We start from the raw sequence: 14,985 nt of genomic DNA on the forward strand, positions 1-14,985 counted from the left end.
ACATGAATGCCCCTGCAATTTCGAACGTATTTTCGACTGGCCAATGGCTGCCCAGGCTGGCAACGCTGGCCTCCGCGCTAGTCCTCGCGGGCTGCTCGCTGGCCCCGACCTACAAGGTGCCGGAAACCGCCACGGTGCCGGCCTTCAAGGAAGCCGAGGCCGCCCAGGCCGAAGGCGCGCAATGGAAGACCGCGACGCCGGCCGAGGGCCAGCATCGCGGCGAATGGTGGAAGATCTTCGGCGACGCCGAACTGGACCGCCTGATCGCCGCCGCCGGCGAATCGAACCAGGACCTTGCCATCGCCGCGGCGCGCCTCAAGCAGGCGCGCGCCTTCACCGGCGCGACCGAGGCCGACCTCTACCCGCAACTGAGCGTGGGGCTGGACCCGACCCGCTCGCAGCCGTCGGCTGCCTCGCAGGGCTTGCCGGACGGCACGCGCGTGCCGCCGCAGACGGTGCTGAAGGCCCGCGCCTTCGCCAGTTATGAGCTGGACCTGTTCGGCCGCGTCGCGTCCAGCGTCAATGCCGCCCGCGCCGAGGGCGAGGCCGCGGAAGACCTGTACCGCTCGGTGCAGTTGGCGCTGCAGGCCGACGTGGCGCAGGCGTATTTCGCGCTGCGCACGCTCGACAGCGAGCGCGACCTGCTCAACGCCACCATCAGGCTGCGCGAGGATGCGCTGTCGCTGCTGAAGAAGCGCTATGACGCCGGCGAAACCACCGACCTCGACCCCGCCCGCGCCGAAGCGGAACTCGGCACCGCGCGCGCGGACCTGGCCGGCATCGAGCGCCGCCGCGCCAACCAGGAGCATGCGCTGGCCGTGCTGACCGGCGTGCCGCCGGCGGCGTTCGCGCTGCCGGCAAGGCCATTCGATGCCAGCCCGGTCGCGATCCCCGCCGGGCTGCCGTCCGAACTGCTGGAGCGGCGTCCGGACATCGCCGCGGCCGAGCGACAGATGGCGGCGGCCAATGCGCGCATCGGCGTGGCCAAGGCGGCGTTCTTCCCGCGCATCACGCTGACCGGCTTGTTCGGCTTTGAATCGGCCGATCTGTCGAACCTGTTCAAGTGGTCTTCGCGCACCTGGATGCTGGGGCCGCTGATCGGATCCAGCATCGCGCAGACCGTGTTCGACGGTGGCCGCAACAGCGCCAACCTCGCCGGCGCCCGCGCCGCGCACGAGGAAACGGTGGCAAGCTACCGGCAGACCGTGCTGGTGGCCTTCCGCGAGGTGGAAGACAGTCTTGCAGACGTGCGCTGGCTCAGCCAGCAGGCCGGTGCGCTCGACAGCGCGCTCGGTGGCGCGAAGCGCGCGGCGCGCATCTCGCGCAGCCGCTATGACGCGGGCGCGGTCGACTACCTGACGGTGATCGATGCCGACCGCACCGTGCTGCAGTCGCAGCGCGAGGCCAACCAGGTCGCAGGCCTGCGCGCCGCCGCCACGGTATCGCTGGTGCGGCGGCTTGGCGGGGGCTGGGGGCCACTGCCGGCTACCGTCGCCGCGTCGCCGGCGCCTGCGGCGCAGGGCGCTGCCGCCCCGGTGGCGCGCTGAGCCACGCAAGGGACTGGCGCGATGCCTGGCAGTCACTACACTGTAAGCATCGCGCCATGCGTACAGGATGCACGGGTGCGCCCCGGTTGCGTCCTGTCCCGCCGCCATGCTTGTCCGACACAGGAAACTGCTCTCGGGGTTCATCTTCGCCGCGCTCACCGTGGGCGCGCTGCTGGCGCCGCTGCCATGGCTGGACCGCACCGCCATCCATGACGAGGTAGTGATCGCGCGCCCGGCGGCGCAAGTCTTCGACTTTGTTGCAACGCCGCGCCACTGGCCCGCGTGGCATCCGGCATCGCTGGCGGTGGCGGGCGCGACCGACCATCCGCTCGGGCGCGGCGAGCGCGTGGCCGAGACCTTCATGCTGGCCCAGCGCGGCGGCGTGGTGGTCTGGACCGTGATCGAAAGCCAGCCGCCGCGCACGTGGGTGATCGAGGGTGTTGCCGCGGGCCACCGCGTCGGCACCATCATCTACCGGATGACACCATCGGCCGAACGCACGCGCTTCGAGCGCGAGTTCCGCTACCGCTCGCCGACGCTGCTGTTTGCGCTGATCAACCGCCTGACGCTGCGCGAGCAGGTCCAGGCCGAGTCCACCGAAGCCGTGCGCCGGCTCAAGACATTGCTGGAGACCCAGCCGCCGTCATAGCGCGGCGCCTTGCGCGAGGCACCGATCCGGCCTAAGTTGGAGCCATCCCACCGTGCGTCCAGCGAGGCCCGTATGCCGTTCCAGCTGCAATCCACCGCATTCACGCCCGGGGGCGAGATCCCGGCAGAGCACACCTGCGAAGGCGCCGATATCTCCCCGCCGCTGGACTGGACGGGCCTGCCGCCCGGCACGGCCAGCCTGGCGCTGATCGTTGACGACCCCGATGCGCCGGACCCCGCCGCGCCGAAAATGACCTGGGTCCACTGGCTGCTCTACAACCTGCCGGCCCATGCCGGAGCACTGCCAGCGGATATCGCCAGGTCCGGGCTGCCAGCCGGCACCGGTGAAGGCTTGAATGACTGGCACCGCACCGGCTATGGTGGCCCGTGTCCGCCGATCGGCCGGCACCGCTACGTCTTCAAGCTCTATGCGCTGGACGTGGCGTTGCCGGACCTCGGCACGCCAGACAAGGCGGCGCTGGAGCGGGCAATGCAAGGCCACGTGCTGGCCAAGGCGGAACTGATCGGCACTTACCAGAAGCTGCAGCGATAGCGTGGCGGTGCGCAGGCCCCGGCCCTGGCCTTTGCCGCTGTTGCACAATACCGGCTTTGCAATCCTTGCATCGACCGGAGATACCGCATGGCAAAGCAGGGCGCACTGGGCCTCAGGGGCATTGCGTTGTTCGAGGCCGCCAAGGGGCTGCTCGTGATCGTGGCCGGCCTGGGGCTGGCCGCGCTGCTGCATCGCGATGCCCAGGCGCTGGCCGAAGCCATCATCCAGCGCTGGCATGTCAATCCCGCCAGCCGCTATCCCACCATCTTCCTGTCATTGCTGAAGCATCCCGACAATGCCCGCCTGTGGGCCATTGGCGGATCCGCGGCGGTCTATGCGCTGATGCGCTTTGCCGAGGCCTACGGGCTGTGGCGCGGGCTGGCCTGGGGCAACTGGCTCGGCGTGTGGTCGGGCGGTATCTACATCCCGCTGGAACTGTACGAGGCCTTTGTTCACCCCAGCTGGCTGCATGGCGGGCTGGCCGCCGCCAACCTGCTGGTGGTGCTCTACCTCGCGCGCGGGCTGATGGCAAAGTCGACCACAAGCGGGTCGTGATCGGATGAGCGGTAGGGGCCCGGCGCATAGCGGGCGGGCGTGCCATCGGCGCCAGCGGCCGGGGCATAGGAGAAGGCCGCCGGCTCGTCGGCATTGATATGCCAGGCGTGGACGGCCACGACATGCGCCGCCGCCGCGGTATCGGCCAGCACATGGTCCAGGTATCCCACCTGGGCCTCGTAGACGTAGCTGTAGGCCTGCGGCCCGGCAAACCGCGCGACCATGTCGGCATAGCCGCGCTGTGCCAGCAGGCGTAGCGGGTCTTCCATCGCGTAGCTGTTCAGGTCGCCGATCACCAGCACGCCCGCGTCCGCGACACCGGTGGGCGCGGTGGCCAGCCAGCGGGCCAGGGTGTCGGCAGCCTGCACGCGCGCCGGGTTCCAGCAGCCCTGGCCATCGCGCTGGTCGGCCTGCGCGCCAGTGGCCTCGACGCAGTTCTTGGATTTGAAATGATTGACTACCACTGTCACCAGCGCGCCGCTCGCCACGGCACGGAACGTGGCCGCGAGCGGCTGCCGGCTGCGCTCGGCCAGCCATGTGGTGGCTACGCGCTCGGAGGGCTGCGCGGTGCGGGCGTTATACAGCAGCCCGACCGCGATGGCGTCGGTGCCGAGCGCAGGCGTGCCGGGATCGGCCACGCGCCAGTCAGGCCCCAGCATCGCCGCCAGCTGGCGGATGGCGCTGGACGGGCCGTAGCCATTGTTCTGGACTTCCATCACGCCGATCACGTCGGCGTCCAGGCCGCGCAGCGCGGCCATCAGCTTGGCCTGCTGCCGTGCCAGCGCTGCCGCGTCCTGCGCGCCGCGGTTGCCGGGGGCTTCGAGACCGCCGCCCTGGCCGTCGCCATTGAAATAGTTCTGCAGGTTGAAGGCTGCCACCCGCAGTGCGGTGGCGGGATGCCGCGTTGGCGCAGTGGGACGCGGGTTGGCGCGCTGGTAGACCGGTGCCCCGGCGCCGCGCACCGGCTGCAGCCGCCACTGGCCGTGGCGCTGCTCCAGCACGCCCGTCACGTCGGTAATGGTATCGCCGGCGCGTAGCGGATGTTCCGCCGACAGTCGCGGGGGCGGGTAGGGCACCACGGCGGGAAACTGGCGCGACGAGCCGTCGTCGAGCAACAATCGGTTGCGGGCATTGTCCGCCGCGGCCTGCCGCGCGGCTGGTCCCGGCAGGGCCTGTTGCGTGGGCGCGATCGGGCGCCCGTGGCTCAGCACCACCGTGCCATAACGGCCCAGTTCGTGTGTATCGCTGACAGTCAGTGTCTGCGGCAGGCGCACCAGCATGCCCTCCATCGCTGCCAGGTCGGACTCGCTGGCTAGTGGCAGCGTCAGCGACTGCGGCGTGACGGGCAGGCCCTGTGTGCACACCACCGGCGAGCCAGCCAGCACCAGCTGCGTTTGTCCGAATTTTTCCTCGATCTTTCCGGACACGCGAACCATGTCGCCGACCTTGGCGCGCGCGCGTGGCGCATAGACAAAGAGCCCCTCCGAGCGGCCTGGCCGATGTACGCGCTGCGCGTCCGCTGTCTGCAGGAAAAAACCACGCAGGCCGCCGTCGCCGCCGAAATCCGCCGTGACGATGGCCTGTACTTCGACCATCCGCCCCGCAAGCGGCGAGGCCTGTCCGGGGGCGCGGACATCGGCCAGCGCGGTCGCGGGGCTGCCGCATGGCTGCATTGCAGCATCGGCGCCGGCAGGCAGGGCCAGCAGGCAAGCCAGCGGCAGGGCAAGCAGCGCCTTCAGGAGGTTGCTGTAAACAGGCGGTGACGGAGGCATGGCGGTTTCGGCAGGTCGTGGCAAGGTGGACGATGCTAACCCCCGCGTGTAACGGAATGCTTGCTGCCGGGATGTGACGCCGCGATCGTGCTAAGGTAGTAAAGACCCGCCGGTACCCGACCGGCGCCGGCATAAACCTCATCGCTTACCACGTCATGATCAAGGAAATCGCGCAAATCACCATCAAGCCCGGCATGGAGAAGCAGTTCGAGCACGGCGTGAGCCAGGCCACGCCGCTGTTCCTGCGCTCGCACGGGTGCCACGGGGTGCAACTGTTCCGCTCGATCGAGCAGCCGGACCAGTACACGCTGGTGGTGGACTGGGAAACCGTGGACGACCATATGGTCCTGTTCCGCGAATCGCCGGAGTTCCAGCAATGGCGCGGCCTGGTTGCGGAGACCTTTGCCGCGCCGCCCAACGTGCACCACGTGTCCAAGGTCCTGTAAGCGCGCCATGAATACCCGGCCCGAACGCCCCCGCCATTTCTCGATGCTGCGTGAACTGCAGCTGGCCGATGTCTTCACGCTCGGCAACGCGGCCTGCGGCATGGGGTCGGTGTTCTTCGCGATGTTTTTCGTCGCGGACCAGCAGCTGTCGCATTTCTACACGGCCGCGGCGCTGGCCCCGCTGGCCTTTATCTTCGACGTGCTCGACGGGCGCATCGCGCGCTGGCGGCACGCGCATTCCGCGCTGGGGCGCGAGCTGGACTCGCTGGCCGACGTGATCTCGTTCGGCGTCGGCCCCGCCACGCTGGCCTTCGCCGCCGGCATGCGCGGCGGCTGGGACCTGGCCATACTGGTCTACTTTGTCTGCTGCGGCGTCAGCCGGCTGGCGCGCTTCAACGTCACCGCCGAATCGCTGGCGGCGGGTAGCGGCAGCGGCAAGGTGGCCTACTTCGAAGGCACACCCATTCCCACCAGCGTGCTGCTGACCGCCGTGCTGACATGGTGCGCATGGCGGGGCCAGCTCGGCGGCGAACTGCCCGGCGGCGCATGGGTGCTTGGGCCCACGGTGCTGCATCCCCTGGTGCTGCTGTTTGCGCTGTCGGGGACGCTGATGGTCAGCAAGACCCTGCGCATCCCCAAGTTCTGAAGGCGCCCGCCATCATGCGGGTGCAGGCTCCGTCCGCTCGGCCGTACGGGGCCGGCTGACCATGAGCGCCATCAGCGCCGCCACCAGGCACGCTGCCCCTGCCGCGTAGAGGGCCGGCGTATAGGTCAGCAGCAGCGTGCGGCTCAGCCCCGCGCCGAACGCTGCCACGGCGGCGCCGATCTGGTGCGCCGCGAAGATCCAGCCGAACACCATCGGCGCACGCTCGCGCCCGAAAGCGGTGGCCGCCAGCTTGACGGTGGGCGGCACCGTGGCGATCCAGTCGAGGCCGTAGAACATCGCAAAGATCGACAGCCCGTACAGCGTGAAGGTGGAATGCGGCAGCCAGAACAGCGACAGGCCGCGCAGGGCGTAGTACCAGAACAGCAGCTTGCGGCTGTCGTAGCGGTCGGACAGCCAGCCCGACAAGATGGTGCCGACAAAGTCGAATGCGCCCATCATTGCCAGCGCCGAGGCGGCGGGCACCGGGCCCATGCCGAAGTCGCCACACAGTGCGATGAAGTGGGTCTGGATCAGGCCATTGGTGCTCAGGCCACAGATGAAGAAGGTGCCCGCCAGCACCCAGAAGGTTTGGGTACGCGCGGCCTCACGCAGCACGCGGAAAGGTCCGCTCAGCGTGAATGGCGTGGCCGGCGGTGCGGCGAGCGGCGTGGCCGGATGGGACGGCACTTCGCCGAACGCGGCCAGGCCGACATCGGCGGGACGGTTGCGCATCAGCCCGAACACCAGCAGAGCCAATGCCGCACAGGCCGCCAGCACCGGCAGCACGGCCACGCGCCAGCCCATATGCTCGATCAGCCAGGCGGCCACCGGCAGGAACGCCAGCTGCCCGGTGGCGGCGCTGGCCGTCAGGATGCCGATCACCAGGCCGCGCCGCGCGCTGAACCAGCGGTTGGCCACTACGGCCGCCAGCACCAGCGCGGTCAGCCCGGAGCCGACGCCCAGCATCAGGCCCCACGCCACAAACAGCTGCCACAGCTCGGTCGACACGGTGGCCAGCGCCATGCCCCCGGCAATCAGCGCCAGCGCGACGCAGACCACGTTGCGCACGCCGAAGCGATCCATCAGCAGCGCCGAGAACGGCGCCATCAGCCCGAACAGCGCGAAGCGGAACGCCAGGATCGACGAGATCTGGTCGGTGTTCCAGCCCATCTCCCTGGTCAGCGGCTTCAGGAAGGCACCGGGCAGGCCCAGTGCGGCCGAGGTGGTCAGCATCACCAGGAAGGTGAGGGCGGCGATCAGCCACGCGTAGTGGATGCCGCGCCGGTCGAGCCGGCGGGAAAGGGCTTGCGCGAACATGGGGCTCTCGTGATCCGGATTTTAGGGTGGGATGGAACAGGGCAAAGGAAGGGCATTCCCGCTGCGCATGGCGGCGGGGTGTGGTCTTGTTTCGGGAAAAGCTTTGAACTATCCGCTGCTGCCGAGCAGGCGGGCCCGCACCGCGTGCAGCATCTCGTCGGAAAGCGGGTTGCCTTCCGTGGCGCGCGCCAGCGTGACCGCACCGACCAGCAGGGCCATGCGCACCAGCGCTTCGTCGTGGCGTTGCTGCGGATCGTCTGACGCCACGGTCTGCGCCATGTCGTCGACCATGGTCCGCAGCCCCTCCGCATAGGCCTGGCGCACGGGCTTGCCGGCGGGCTCGCGCGCGACATCGACGGCAAGCGCGGCGGCCGCGCAGCCGACGCCGGGGTTGGCGCAATGCGCGGGGGTCAGGTAGGGCTCGACCAGATTAGCGAGCATGGCCTTGCGGTCGCCGTTCGCCCGGGCGAGACGGCGCTCCCAGCGCGCCGTCGATTCCTCGAATGCGCGCTTGCAGGCCTGGGCCGCCAGTGCGTCCTTCGAAGCAAAGTGGCCGTAGAAGCCGCCATGGGTGAGGCCGGCACCGGCCATCAACTCCGCCACGCTCACCCCGTTGAGGCCGCGCTCGCGGAACAGCCGCGACGACGCTTGTTCGATCGCCTCGCGGTTCTTGTCGGTTTGCTCACGTGATGCGCGTGCCATTACCAGGCTCCTTGGGACTCGGTTTTCGCGTAGTTTAGATGATGGATATCATTTATTCAATAGATGTCGAGTATCATCTATTAAGGCTGCGCGCGAATATGTGCATACATATGAAGTCGTCTTCAGCAAAGTGAAGGGTTTTCCCGTATCGTGTCGCCTGATGATCGCCCCGCCAGCGCGACGCCCTTGCGCCGCCGGCCCGGCTGGGCGGCAACCGGTAAAGACAGTGTCCAGTACAACCCCCCTGCAGACCGCCTCCACGGCTGACGCCATGACTTCGCGCGAGCGGCGCGGCATGGCCGCGATTCTCATCGCCGTCGCCCTTGCCACCCTCGATACCGCCATCGCCAACACGGCGTTGCCGTCGATTGCGGCCGACCTGCGCGCTACGCCGGCCGCCTCGGTATGGGTCATCAATGCCTATCAACTGGCCATGGTGGCGACGCTGCTGCCGTTCGCGGCGCTGGGCGGCGTGCTGGGCCACCGGCGCATTTACCTCGGCGGTGTGCTGCTGTTCACCGCGGCTTCGGTGGTATGCGCGCTGGCGTGGTCGCTGCCGACACTGGCCGCGGCGCGGGTGCTGCAGGGCATCGGCGCGGCGGCCATCATGAGCGTCAACACGGCGCTGATCAGCGCCATCTTTCCCACGCACCGGCTCGGGCGCGGCTTGGGGCTGAATGCGCTGGTGGTGGGCGTTTCATTTGCGGTGGGGCCGACGGTGGCGTCGGTGATCCTGTCGTTCGGCACGTGGCCATGGCTGTTCGCCGTGAACCTGCCGATCGGCCTGCTGGCGCTGGCGATCGGGCGCGGCGCCTTGCCGCAGACCGCGCGCAGCACGCACGGCTTCGATCGCGTAGCGGCGGTGCTCAGCGTGATTGCCTTCGCCGCGCTGATCCTTGCGCTGGGAGAGGGGGCACAGCGCGCGCCGTTGCATTTGTCGCTGGCCGCGGCCGGCATCTTCGTGGTGGCATTCGCGCTGCTGCTGTGGCGCGAGCGCGGCCATCCGGCGCCGATGCTGCCGGTGGACCTGTTCCGGCGGCCGATGTTTGCGCTGTCGACGCTGACTGCGGTGTGTTCCTTCGCCGCGCAGGGCCTGGCCTTTGTCTCGCTGCCGTTCTATTTCCAGCACGTGCTGGGACGAGGGCAGGTGGAAACCGGCTTCCTGCTGACACCGTGGTCGGTGGTGGTGGCGCTGATCGGGCCGCTGGCCGGGCGCTTGTCTGACCGCTACCCACCGGCCGTGCTCGGCGGCGTGGGGCTGGCGGTGCTGAGTGCCGGCATGCTGTCGCTGGCCCTGCTGCCGGCCGACCCCAGCGCGCTCGATATCGGCATCCGCATGTGCATTTGCGGCGCCGGCTTCGGCTTCTTCCAGTCGCCCAACCTCAAGGCCCTGATGACCAGCGCCCCGCGTGAGCGCAGCGGCGGCGCCAGCGGCGTGGTGGCCACGGCGCGGCTGATCGGGCAGGCCACCGGCGCAGCGCTGGTGGCGCTGTGCTTTGGCCTCGCCGGCGACCACGGCCCCGGCCTGGCGCTGGCGTTGGGCGCGGCGTTTGCGGGCGCCGGCGCCGTGGCCAGCTGGATGCGGCTGGCGGCAGCCCAACCGAGGGCGTAGGCGGGGAACGCCCCCCGCATGCGGATCAGTTCAGGCGGGTGATCCGGCTCGCCGGGGGCGGGCTGACTGGCGAGTTCGCCTTGAAGTAGGCTTCGAAGACATCGATGTCGACCGGCCCGGCCTGCTGGTTCGTGCCCTGCTTCAACACCGTGAAGTTGTCGCCGCCCGAGGCCATGAAGTTGTTCACCGTGACGCGGTAGGTTTTGGCCGGGTCGATGGAGACGCCGTTGAGCCTGAGGGAAGCCGGATCGACGCGATTGCCCTGGCCCGCGGCAGCGCCTGCAGGCTTGCCGGCGTCCCAGGTATAGGTGAAGCCGCTGGAAACCTGCAGTACCCGGCCGCCTGCCGGCTGCGGCGCTTCCCACTGCTGTTCCAGCAGGCGCAGGATCTGCGCACCGGTCAGGTTCATCGTCACCATGCTGTTGCCGAAGGGCATGACGCCATAGAGCTGCCCGAACGTGGTCTGGCCACTGGTGGCGGCGTCGTACGCCAGGTTCTGGCGCAGCCCGCCGGGATTGGTGAATGCGATCACGGCCGGCCCGAACGAGGCATCGGAAGTGCCGGCCAGGTAGGCGTCCGCCACCAGGTCGCCCAGTGCCGACTCGCCCGCGGCAGTCTGGGTGCGATCGATGGTGGCGGTGATGGCGCCCATCACCGCGTTCTTGATCGGCGCGGTCAGCTCCACGTAGCGCTTGACCATCCCATCGACGGCGCTGTCCCTGGCAAGCGCCGTGTAGCCCGCGGGCAGTGCAATCGGAGTGCCGTTGTTATCTTTGATCACCAGATCATTGACCGCGACACGGTTGTTGGCCACCTTGGTGGAGACCTTGCGTGTCGCCGGATCGATCGTGATATCGATTTCCGAGGCCAGCCGGCCATAGAAGCCCGTCTGCGTCAGCAGCTTGCCGTCAGGCCGGGTGCAGACATATTCCTGGTGGGTGTGTCCGCTGATCACGATATCGACGGCGGAATCCAGCTTGTCGACGATCGACACGATGGCACCGTTCAGTCCCGGGCAGCTTTTGTCGTTCACCGTGCCCGCCGTGGTCGAACCGCCTTCATGGAGCAACACCACGATGGCATTCACGTTCTGCTGCCGCAGTTCAGGAATCAGCCGGTTGACCGTGTCCGCCTCGGCCTCGAAGGTCAGGCCCGCGGTACCCGCGGGCGTCACTACCGACGGCGTGTCCTTCAGCGTCATGCCGATAAAGGCCACCTTGGCCCAGTCGAAGGTCTTGATCCGGTAGGCCGGCAACAGCGGCTTGCCGGTCGCCTGGTCGATGACATTGGCCGCGAGGTACTGGAATTTGGCCCCGGCGTACGCACCGTTGGTCATGCAGGTGTCCACGCCGACAATGCCGCGCCGGCCATCCGCCGACCTCGGGAAGCAGCCACCATTCTGCAGCCGCAGCAGTTCATCGCGTCCCTTGTCGAACTCATGATTGCCGACCGAGGAAATCTCCAGGCCCATCTGGCTCAGCACATCGATGGCCGGCTCCTCATGGAACGCCCCGGCAACCAGCGGCGAAGCGCCAACCATGTCTCCGGCCGCCACCACCACGTTATTCGGATTCTTCGCCTTCAGGTTCTGGATCAGCGAGGCCAGATACGCGGCACCGCCGGCGGAAACGCGGGTGCCGGCCGGGTTGCCGGCATCCTGCACCACCACGCTGCCACCGGGCGCTTCCAGGTTGCCGTGGAAATCATTGAGCCCGATGATCTTGACCGATACCGGGGCGTCCGCGGCCGGCGTCGGGCCGACCGGCGCCGGAGCGCCCTCGTCACTGCCGGAACCGCAGGCGGCAACGATGCCTGCAAGAGCGAGCGCACCCAGGCTCGCGACGACATACCGTTTGCGTGTCATGTGGCCCATCCTTTGGGAAGCGGCAGGCGCCCACTCTATGAGCCGATCGTGACTGCTTCATGACGCAGGGATGTCACGCCATGGCGCTAACCTGAAACGCCATCAACGCCATGCACCGAATGCCAATGCATCCCTACCTGATCGCCTGCGCGCTCGCCGGTTGCGCGGGAATTGCGCAGGCCGCCACCGCGGAACTGCCTCCAGCCGTGACGCAGGCAAGCCGGCATGCCATGGCGGCTTGCCAGGAATTCATGCATGACGATGCGGACGAATACCGGTCCTGCATCGACGCCATTGCCCGCGAGATTCCGCGGGGGCGCAAGGATACGGCGGCGCGGTTGCTCGGGCATTACTACTATGCGTGGGTCGGAGCCAATAGCTCGGCGCGTTTGTCGTTGCCCGGGGCCGAGGCGGCGGCGCAGGTCTATCTGCGGGAATTTCGTGCTTTGCAGCGCAAGCTGGGGGTGGATGACAAGACGTTGTGCAAGGCGGTGCCGGGGGATTGTGGGCAGCGGGGGGGGTGATTGAGAAGCTGGAGGGGGAGAAGGGGCTGTGAATGGGTTGGGAAATTGCTTGGCGCGAAAGTGGAGCGCTACTAGTCGCTGTAGGCCCGGAGCAAGTCACGTATATCCTCTTTGGTCAACTGGCCAGAGGCGAGCGCGGCCGAAAAGTCTTCCTTCCCCAGCGGAAAGCGCGCGAGCAGCGAGTGAAGGCTCTCTTTGTCCAAGGGCGTAGCGGTCAGCGGATCCAGCCAGAATTTCTCCGTTGCTTCCCGAGTGTCCAGCTTTGTGCCCTCCACATTGATGTAGACCTTGTATCGGACAAAACCCTCGGCGAAAGCGCGATCAAGATACAGAGATGTGCCGCGGGGCAGGATAGCGGCAGGGCTGTCCGAACTGCCCCCGGTGAGCAGCAATGGATACTGCAGCTTGTGTACCCTGGGGACTTCTTCGGGCTCGAGTTTGTGTACCAGGGATGCGCCAGCTATGGCTCCGATGACCGCGGAGAGGATCGAGGTCAGTAGGCGCTTCATGGTGTTGTCCAATCCGGCAGGCGCGCTCATTCGGTCGCGTCAGTTGGTGCGTCAAAGTCGGTGGTGACAAGGTTCGTATCACGCAAGCTTCTGGCGTAGGCTACAAACGTCCCGCTTTGGGGGCAGGTTGCCCTGTTTCAAACCAAATCATGGGGCTATCCGTTCCACTTGGCGGGGCAGGATTATTTTTGGCTCCAGTTGGTTTCTGGAAGACATACTCCTCTTCCTCCGCGGGGATGGAGCCATCCTCATAACGCATATCCTTCCATAGGAGACACCACGTCACAGGTTCGGAAGAACTTTCATTTTCATCTTCATACCTTGCCGCTGGCGCTGGCGATCCCGCGTGCGAGTAATTCATGCATCCGATAATCGGAAATGGTCCCTTGGGCTCTCCTTTTTCTTTCCTGAATAGCGAAAATCCGCCTGATTTCGTAACCTCAACAGGCTCCCATATGCCAGAAAAGGGAATGGCATGTCCGGTCGAGATAAGCACTGGGGCCTTCGGAGTCGGTACATCGACGAGAAGATTGGGGAAATGCATACTGACGAGTTGGACCCAGCCAGTTGCCAAAGCTATATGGGGCGGCGTCATCAAGCCACTTGCTTTCGAGTATGTCTGAACACGCTCCCCAAGCCTGTGAGAGATCATCAAAGGTATCGAGAAATCTGTTCGCCCCAGGGGTGCTAACTTCCTCGATCGCTGGGTGCTCCCGCCACTCTATACGAATCAGGTAATTCCCCCAATAGGAGCGAGGCCGATCTGCCAGTGAAAATTGACCATTAACGTCATACTTAAATACTAACTTATCGCCATTTTTAAGTCGGAATATTGCGTCCTCGAGGTGCGCGAGCCCTTCCGAGGCATCGATATAGTGAGATTCCGTAATTTGAGAAGAATGTTCCTTACCTAATTCGCCGCAGTTGTCTGCAATTTTCGATAGCGAGCGTCCAGGCCCTGGTAGTACCCAAGAATGCGTTTCCATGCCGTGTACGAACTGATTCGTTTGAGCCAATGAAAGGATTTTCGGCGCTCATCATCGTTTGGAAGGTGGATATTGTTAGATTGGCTAGTCACGGCTTCATCGATATTTTTCGGTTTCCTTTAGTCCAATAGTCGGATTACTGGTAAATTGGACGAGATATGATCCATATCCCAATGCCAAATCGTTGCAGCCCCAGGCTGACGTCTACGCAATTTATGTAGACGTTTGATTAATCTACTTCTAGTATCCATCTGGTGGGCCGCCCTTGATGCAAGGGTAATATATCGCCGATGCCTGTGATAATGCTAATGTTTAAATCGTTTTCAGCCAGCCAGCGGCCTGCTCGCGGGGCGGGTTGGCCAGATGTTGCCCAAACGAGAGTGTCACTTATGTCTTTCGAAACTGCCGTCCTTTCGAACTTACTCCTTGTCTCGGGCATCAAAAATCGGTAGCGATTTTCTTCATCAGGAAATAATCCGTCCTCGTATCGCGAATCCCGCCAAAGAAGTCGCCAGGTTGCAGGAAGCCCCCTTTCCTCCCCATATGCTGCCATGTTAGGCGCTTCGGACTCGGCATGAAGATAGCTCATTGTGCCAACAATCGAAAATGGACCTTTTGGAATTTGTTTTTGCTGGAATAAACTAAATACGTTGGGTTTCGGTACTTCTACCGGCTCCCAGATTCCTGAGCAGGGGACGATCCTTCCCGAGCGCACGAAGGTATTATTTTCAGGATCCGGTACTTCAGGAAGTGGCAAAGAATACCTCATTTTCTGTAATGTACTCTTTAGATCCTCGTTGTAGAACGTGTGCGATTCTGCGTTGGCATTCCAGGGCTCAAGCACATCTGGCGCGATTTCGCCCCATGCTTCGGAAAGCTCTACAAATGCCCTGTGGAAATCGGTCCACCCAGGGGTGTCTTGTTCGCTGATAGGAGGGTGCTCGCCCCACTCAATTCTGATCAAATATTTGTCCCAGTACGTTAGGGGGCGATCCGCCATGGCCAAATCACCATTGGCATCGAATTTGAATACTCGCTTGTCTCCAGACCTAAGGCGAAGAACGCCATCCTCGCAATGCGCGAATCCTTTCAATATGGAGACATAGTCGGAGTCAGAAACTCTCGAGGTGTCATCACATCCTGTCGCGCACGCCATTCGCCGGCAGTTCTCAGCGGCATCCGCCCACAATTTGTAATAGGAAAGGACTCTGTTCCAGGCAGTATATGAGCTGATTTGCTTCAGCCACAAAAACAGCATTTTCCGTTCGTCGTATGACGTAGAAGTTTGGTTGTTCAGTCCCATC

General features: G+C 65.4%; 17 protein-coding genes. 8 read left to right on the forward strand and 9 right to left on the reverse strand.

Annotated elements, in window-relative coordinates; all coding sequences use genetic code 11:
* Positions 1-2 precede the first annotated feature (2 nt).
* The 4 genes from E5S69_RS01715 to E5S69_RS01730 all read left to right on the forward strand — a co-directional run bounded on the left by E5S69_RS01715 (position 3) and on the right by E5S69_RS01730 (position 3,303).
* Positions 3-1,547: an efflux transporter outer membrane subunit gene (locus tag E5S69_RS01715; RefSeq protein WP_236901160.1), complete on the forward strand. Its 1,545-nt coding sequence runs from the start codon at positions 3-5 to the stop codon at positions 1,545-1,547.
* Between the two features lie 106 nt (positions 1,548-1,653).
* Positions 1,654-2,196, forward strand: coding sequence for an SRPBCC family protein (locus E5S69_RS01720; protein ID WP_171513287.1), 543 nt, complete (start codon positions 1,654-1,656; stop codon positions 2,194-2,196).
* Between the two features lie 72 nt (positions 2,197-2,268).
* On the forward strand, positions 2,269-2,748 hold the full coding sequence (locus tag E5S69_RS01725; protein WP_171513288.1) for a YbhB/YbcL family Raf kinase inhibitor-like protein: 480 nt from the start codon (positions 2,269-2,271) through the stop codon (positions 2,746-2,748).
* Positions 2,749-2,835: 87 nt separating this feature from the next.
* A complete protein-coding gene (locus E5S69_RS01730) occupies positions 2,836-3,303 on the forward strand; it encodes a DUF2127 domain-containing protein (RefSeq protein ID WP_171513289.1) in 468 nt (155 codons plus the stop codon).
* Here the strand turns inward: E5S69_RS01730 and E5S69_RS01735 are convergent.
* Positions 3,255-5,075, reverse strand: a complete 1,821-nt coding sequence (locus E5S69_RS01735) for an ExeM/NucH family extracellular endonuclease (protein WP_171513290.1) — start codon at positions 5,073-5,075, stop codon at positions 3,255-3,257. The genes E5S69_RS01730 and E5S69_RS01735 overlap by 49 nt on opposite strands.
* A 155-nt stretch (positions 5,076-5,230) precedes the next feature.
* Between E5S69_RS01735 and E5S69_RS01740 the strand changes: the two genes are divergently transcribed.
* The gene (locus E5S69_RS01740; protein ID WP_171513291.1) at positions 5,231-5,521 is read left to right on the forward strand and encodes an antibiotic biosynthesis monooxygenase family protein; all 291 of its coding nucleotides are present in this window, start codon (positions 5,231-5,233) and stop codon (positions 5,519-5,521) included.
* A 7-nt stretch (positions 5,522-5,528) separates the two neighbouring features.
* The gene (locus E5S69_RS01745) at positions 5,529-6,167 is read left to right on the forward strand and encodes a CDP-alcohol phosphatidyltransferase family protein (RefSeq protein WP_171513292.1); all 639 of its coding nucleotides are present in this window, start codon (positions 5,529-5,531) and stop codon (positions 6,165-6,167) included.
* 12 nt (positions 6,168-6,179) lie between these two features.
* Here the strand turns inward: E5S69_RS01745 and E5S69_RS01750 are convergent, their stop codons facing one another.
* Positions 6,180-7,484: an MFS transporter gene (locus E5S69_RS01750; protein WP_171513293.1), complete on the reverse strand. Its 1,305-nt coding sequence runs from the start codon at positions 7,482-7,484 to the stop codon at positions 6,180-6,182.
* Between the two features lie 108 nt (positions 7,485-7,592).
* The gene (locus E5S69_RS01755) at positions 7,593-8,186 is read right to left on the reverse strand and encodes a TetR/AcrR family transcriptional regulator (RefSeq protein ID WP_171513294.1); all 594 of its coding nucleotides are present in this window, start codon (positions 8,184-8,186) and stop codon (positions 7,593-7,595) included.
* Positions 8,187-8,457: 271 nt separating this feature from the next.
* On the opposite strand from E5S69_RS01755, the gene E5S69_RS01760 reads away from it, so the two are divergent.
* Positions 8,458-9,798: an MFS transporter gene (locus E5S69_RS01760; protein WP_171513899.1), complete on the forward strand. Its 1,341-nt coding sequence runs from the start codon at positions 8,458-8,460 to the stop codon at positions 9,796-9,798.
* A 25-nt stretch (positions 9,799-9,823) separates the two neighbouring features.
* On the opposite strand, the gene E5S69_RS01765 is transcribed toward E5S69_RS01760, so the two are convergent.
* A complete protein-coding gene (locus tag E5S69_RS01765; RefSeq protein ID WP_216621180.1) occupies positions 9,824-11,662 on the reverse strand; it encodes a bifunctional metallophosphatase/5'-nucleotidase in 1,839 nt (612 codons plus the stop codon).
* Positions 11,663-11,787: 125 nt separating this feature from the next.
* Between E5S69_RS01765 and E5S69_RS01770 the strand changes: the two genes are divergently transcribed.
* Positions 11,788-12,186: a hypothetical protein gene (locus E5S69_RS01770; protein WP_236901161.1), complete on the forward strand. Its 399-nt coding sequence runs from the start codon at positions 11,788-11,790 to the stop codon at positions 12,184-12,186.
* Positions 12,187-12,257: 71 nt separating this feature from the next.
* Here the strand turns inward: E5S69_RS01770 and E5S69_RS01775 are convergent, their stop codons facing one another.
* The 5 genes from E5S69_RS01775 to E5S69_RS01795 all read right to left on the reverse strand — a co-directional run bounded on the left by E5S69_RS01775 (position 12,258) and on the right by E5S69_RS01795 (position 14,984).
* Positions 12,258-12,695 carry a hypothetical protein gene (locus tag E5S69_RS01775; protein ID WP_171513295.1) on the reverse strand — a complete coding sequence of 146 codons (438 nt, stop codon included), beginning with the start codon at positions 12,693-12,695 and terminating at the stop codon, positions 12,258-12,260.
* Positions 12,696-12,795: 100 nt separating this feature from the next.
* Positions 12,796-13,239: an Imm72 family immunity protein gene (locus E5S69_RS32860; protein WP_423766607.1), complete on the reverse strand. Its 444-nt coding sequence runs from the start codon at positions 13,237-13,239 to the stop codon at positions 12,796-12,798.
* Positions 13,136-13,681 carry an Imm71 family immunity protein gene (locus E5S69_RS32865; protein WP_171513297.1) on the reverse strand — a complete coding sequence of 182 codons (546 nt, stop codon included), beginning with the start codon at positions 13,679-13,681 and terminating at the stop codon, positions 13,136-13,138. Before E5S69_RS32865 ends, E5S69_RS32860 begins: the two co-directional genes overlap by 104 nt.
* Positions 13,606-13,773, reverse strand: coding sequence for an Imm71 family immunity protein (locus tag E5S69_RS32870; RefSeq protein ID WP_171513298.1), 168 nt, complete (start codon positions 13,771-13,773; stop codon positions 13,606-13,608). Before E5S69_RS32870 ends, E5S69_RS32865 begins: the two co-directional genes overlap by 76 nt.
* Positions 13,774-13,910: 137 nt before the next feature.
* A complete protein-coding gene (locus E5S69_RS01795; protein ID WP_171513299.1) occupies positions 13,911-14,984 on the reverse strand; it encodes an Imm71 family immunity protein in 1,074 nt (357 codons plus the stop codon).
* Between the last annotated feature and the right edge of the window lies 1 nt (position 14,985).

The sequence above is a fragment of the Cupriavidus necator genome, from assembly GCF_013141915.1.
In the GTDB taxonomy this organism is placed as follows: domain Bacteria; phylum Pseudomonadota; class Gammaproteobacteria; order Burkholderiales; family Burkholderiaceae; genus Cupriavidus; species Cupriavidus necator_B.

Bases quoted from the DNA above. Each gene is read 5' to 3' on its own strand.
- E5S69_RS01755 (WP_171513294.1), bottom strand. From the start codon at position 8,186: ATGGCACGCGCATCACGTGAGCAAACCGACAAGAACCGCGAGGCGATC.
- E5S69_RS01750 (WP_171513293.1), bottom strand. From the start codon at position 7,484: ATGTTCGCGCAAGCCCTTTCCCGCCGGCTCGACCGGCGCGGCATCCAC.
- E5S69_RS32865 (WP_171513297.1), bottom strand. From the start codon at position 13,681: ATGGAAACGCATTCTTGGGTACTACCAGGGCCTGGACGCTCGCTATCG.
- E5S69_RS01760 (WP_171513899.1), top strand. From the start codon at position 8,458: ATGACTTCGCGCGAGCGGCGCGGCATGGCCGCGATTCTCATCGCCGTC.
- E5S69_RS01795 (WP_171513299.1), bottom strand. From the start codon at position 14,984: ATGGGACTGAACAACCAAACTTCTACGTCATACGACGAACGGAAAATG.
- E5S69_RS01735 (WP_171513290.1), bottom strand. From the start codon at position 5,075: ATGCCTCCGTCACCGCCTGTTTACAGCAACCTCCTGAAGGCGCTGCTT.
- E5S69_RS01775 (WP_171513295.1), bottom strand. From the start codon at position 12,695: ATGAAGCGCCTACTGACCTCGATCCTCTCCGCGGTCATCGGAGCCATA.
- E5S69_RS32860 (WP_423766607.1), bottom strand. From the start codon at position 13,239: ATGCATTTCCCCAATCTTCTCGTCGATGTACCGACTCCGAAGGCCCCA.
- E5S69_RS01715 (WP_236901160.1), top strand. From the start codon at position 3: ATGAATGCCCCTGCAATTTCGAACGTATTTTCGACTGGCCAATGGCTG.
- E5S69_RS01730 (WP_171513289.1), top strand. From the start codon at position 2,836: ATGGCAAAGCAGGGCGCACTGGGCCTCAGGGGCATTGCGTTGTTCGAG.
- E5S69_RS01745 (WP_171513292.1), top strand. From the start codon at position 5,529: ATGAATACCCGGCCCGAACGCCCCCGCCATTTCTCGATGCTGCGTGAA.
- E5S69_RS01765 (WP_216621180.1), bottom strand. From the start codon at position 11,662: ATGACACGCAAACGGTATGTCGTCGCGAGCCTGGGTGCGCTCGCTCTT.
- E5S69_RS01740 (WP_171513291.1), top strand. From the start codon at position 5,231: ATGATCAAGGAAATCGCGCAAATCACCATCAAGCCCGGCATGGAGAAG.
- E5S69_RS01770 (WP_236901161.1), top strand. From the start codon at position 11,788: ATGCATCCCTACCTGATCGCCTGCGCGCTCGCCGGTTGCGCGGGAATT.
- E5S69_RS01720 (WP_171513287.1), top strand. From the start codon at position 1,654: ATGCTTGTCCGACACAGGAAACTGCTCTCGGGGTTCATCTTCGCCGCG.
- E5S69_RS01725 (WP_171513288.1), top strand. From the start codon at position 2,269: ATGCCGTTCCAGCTGCAATCCACCGCATTCACGCCCGGGGGCGAGATC.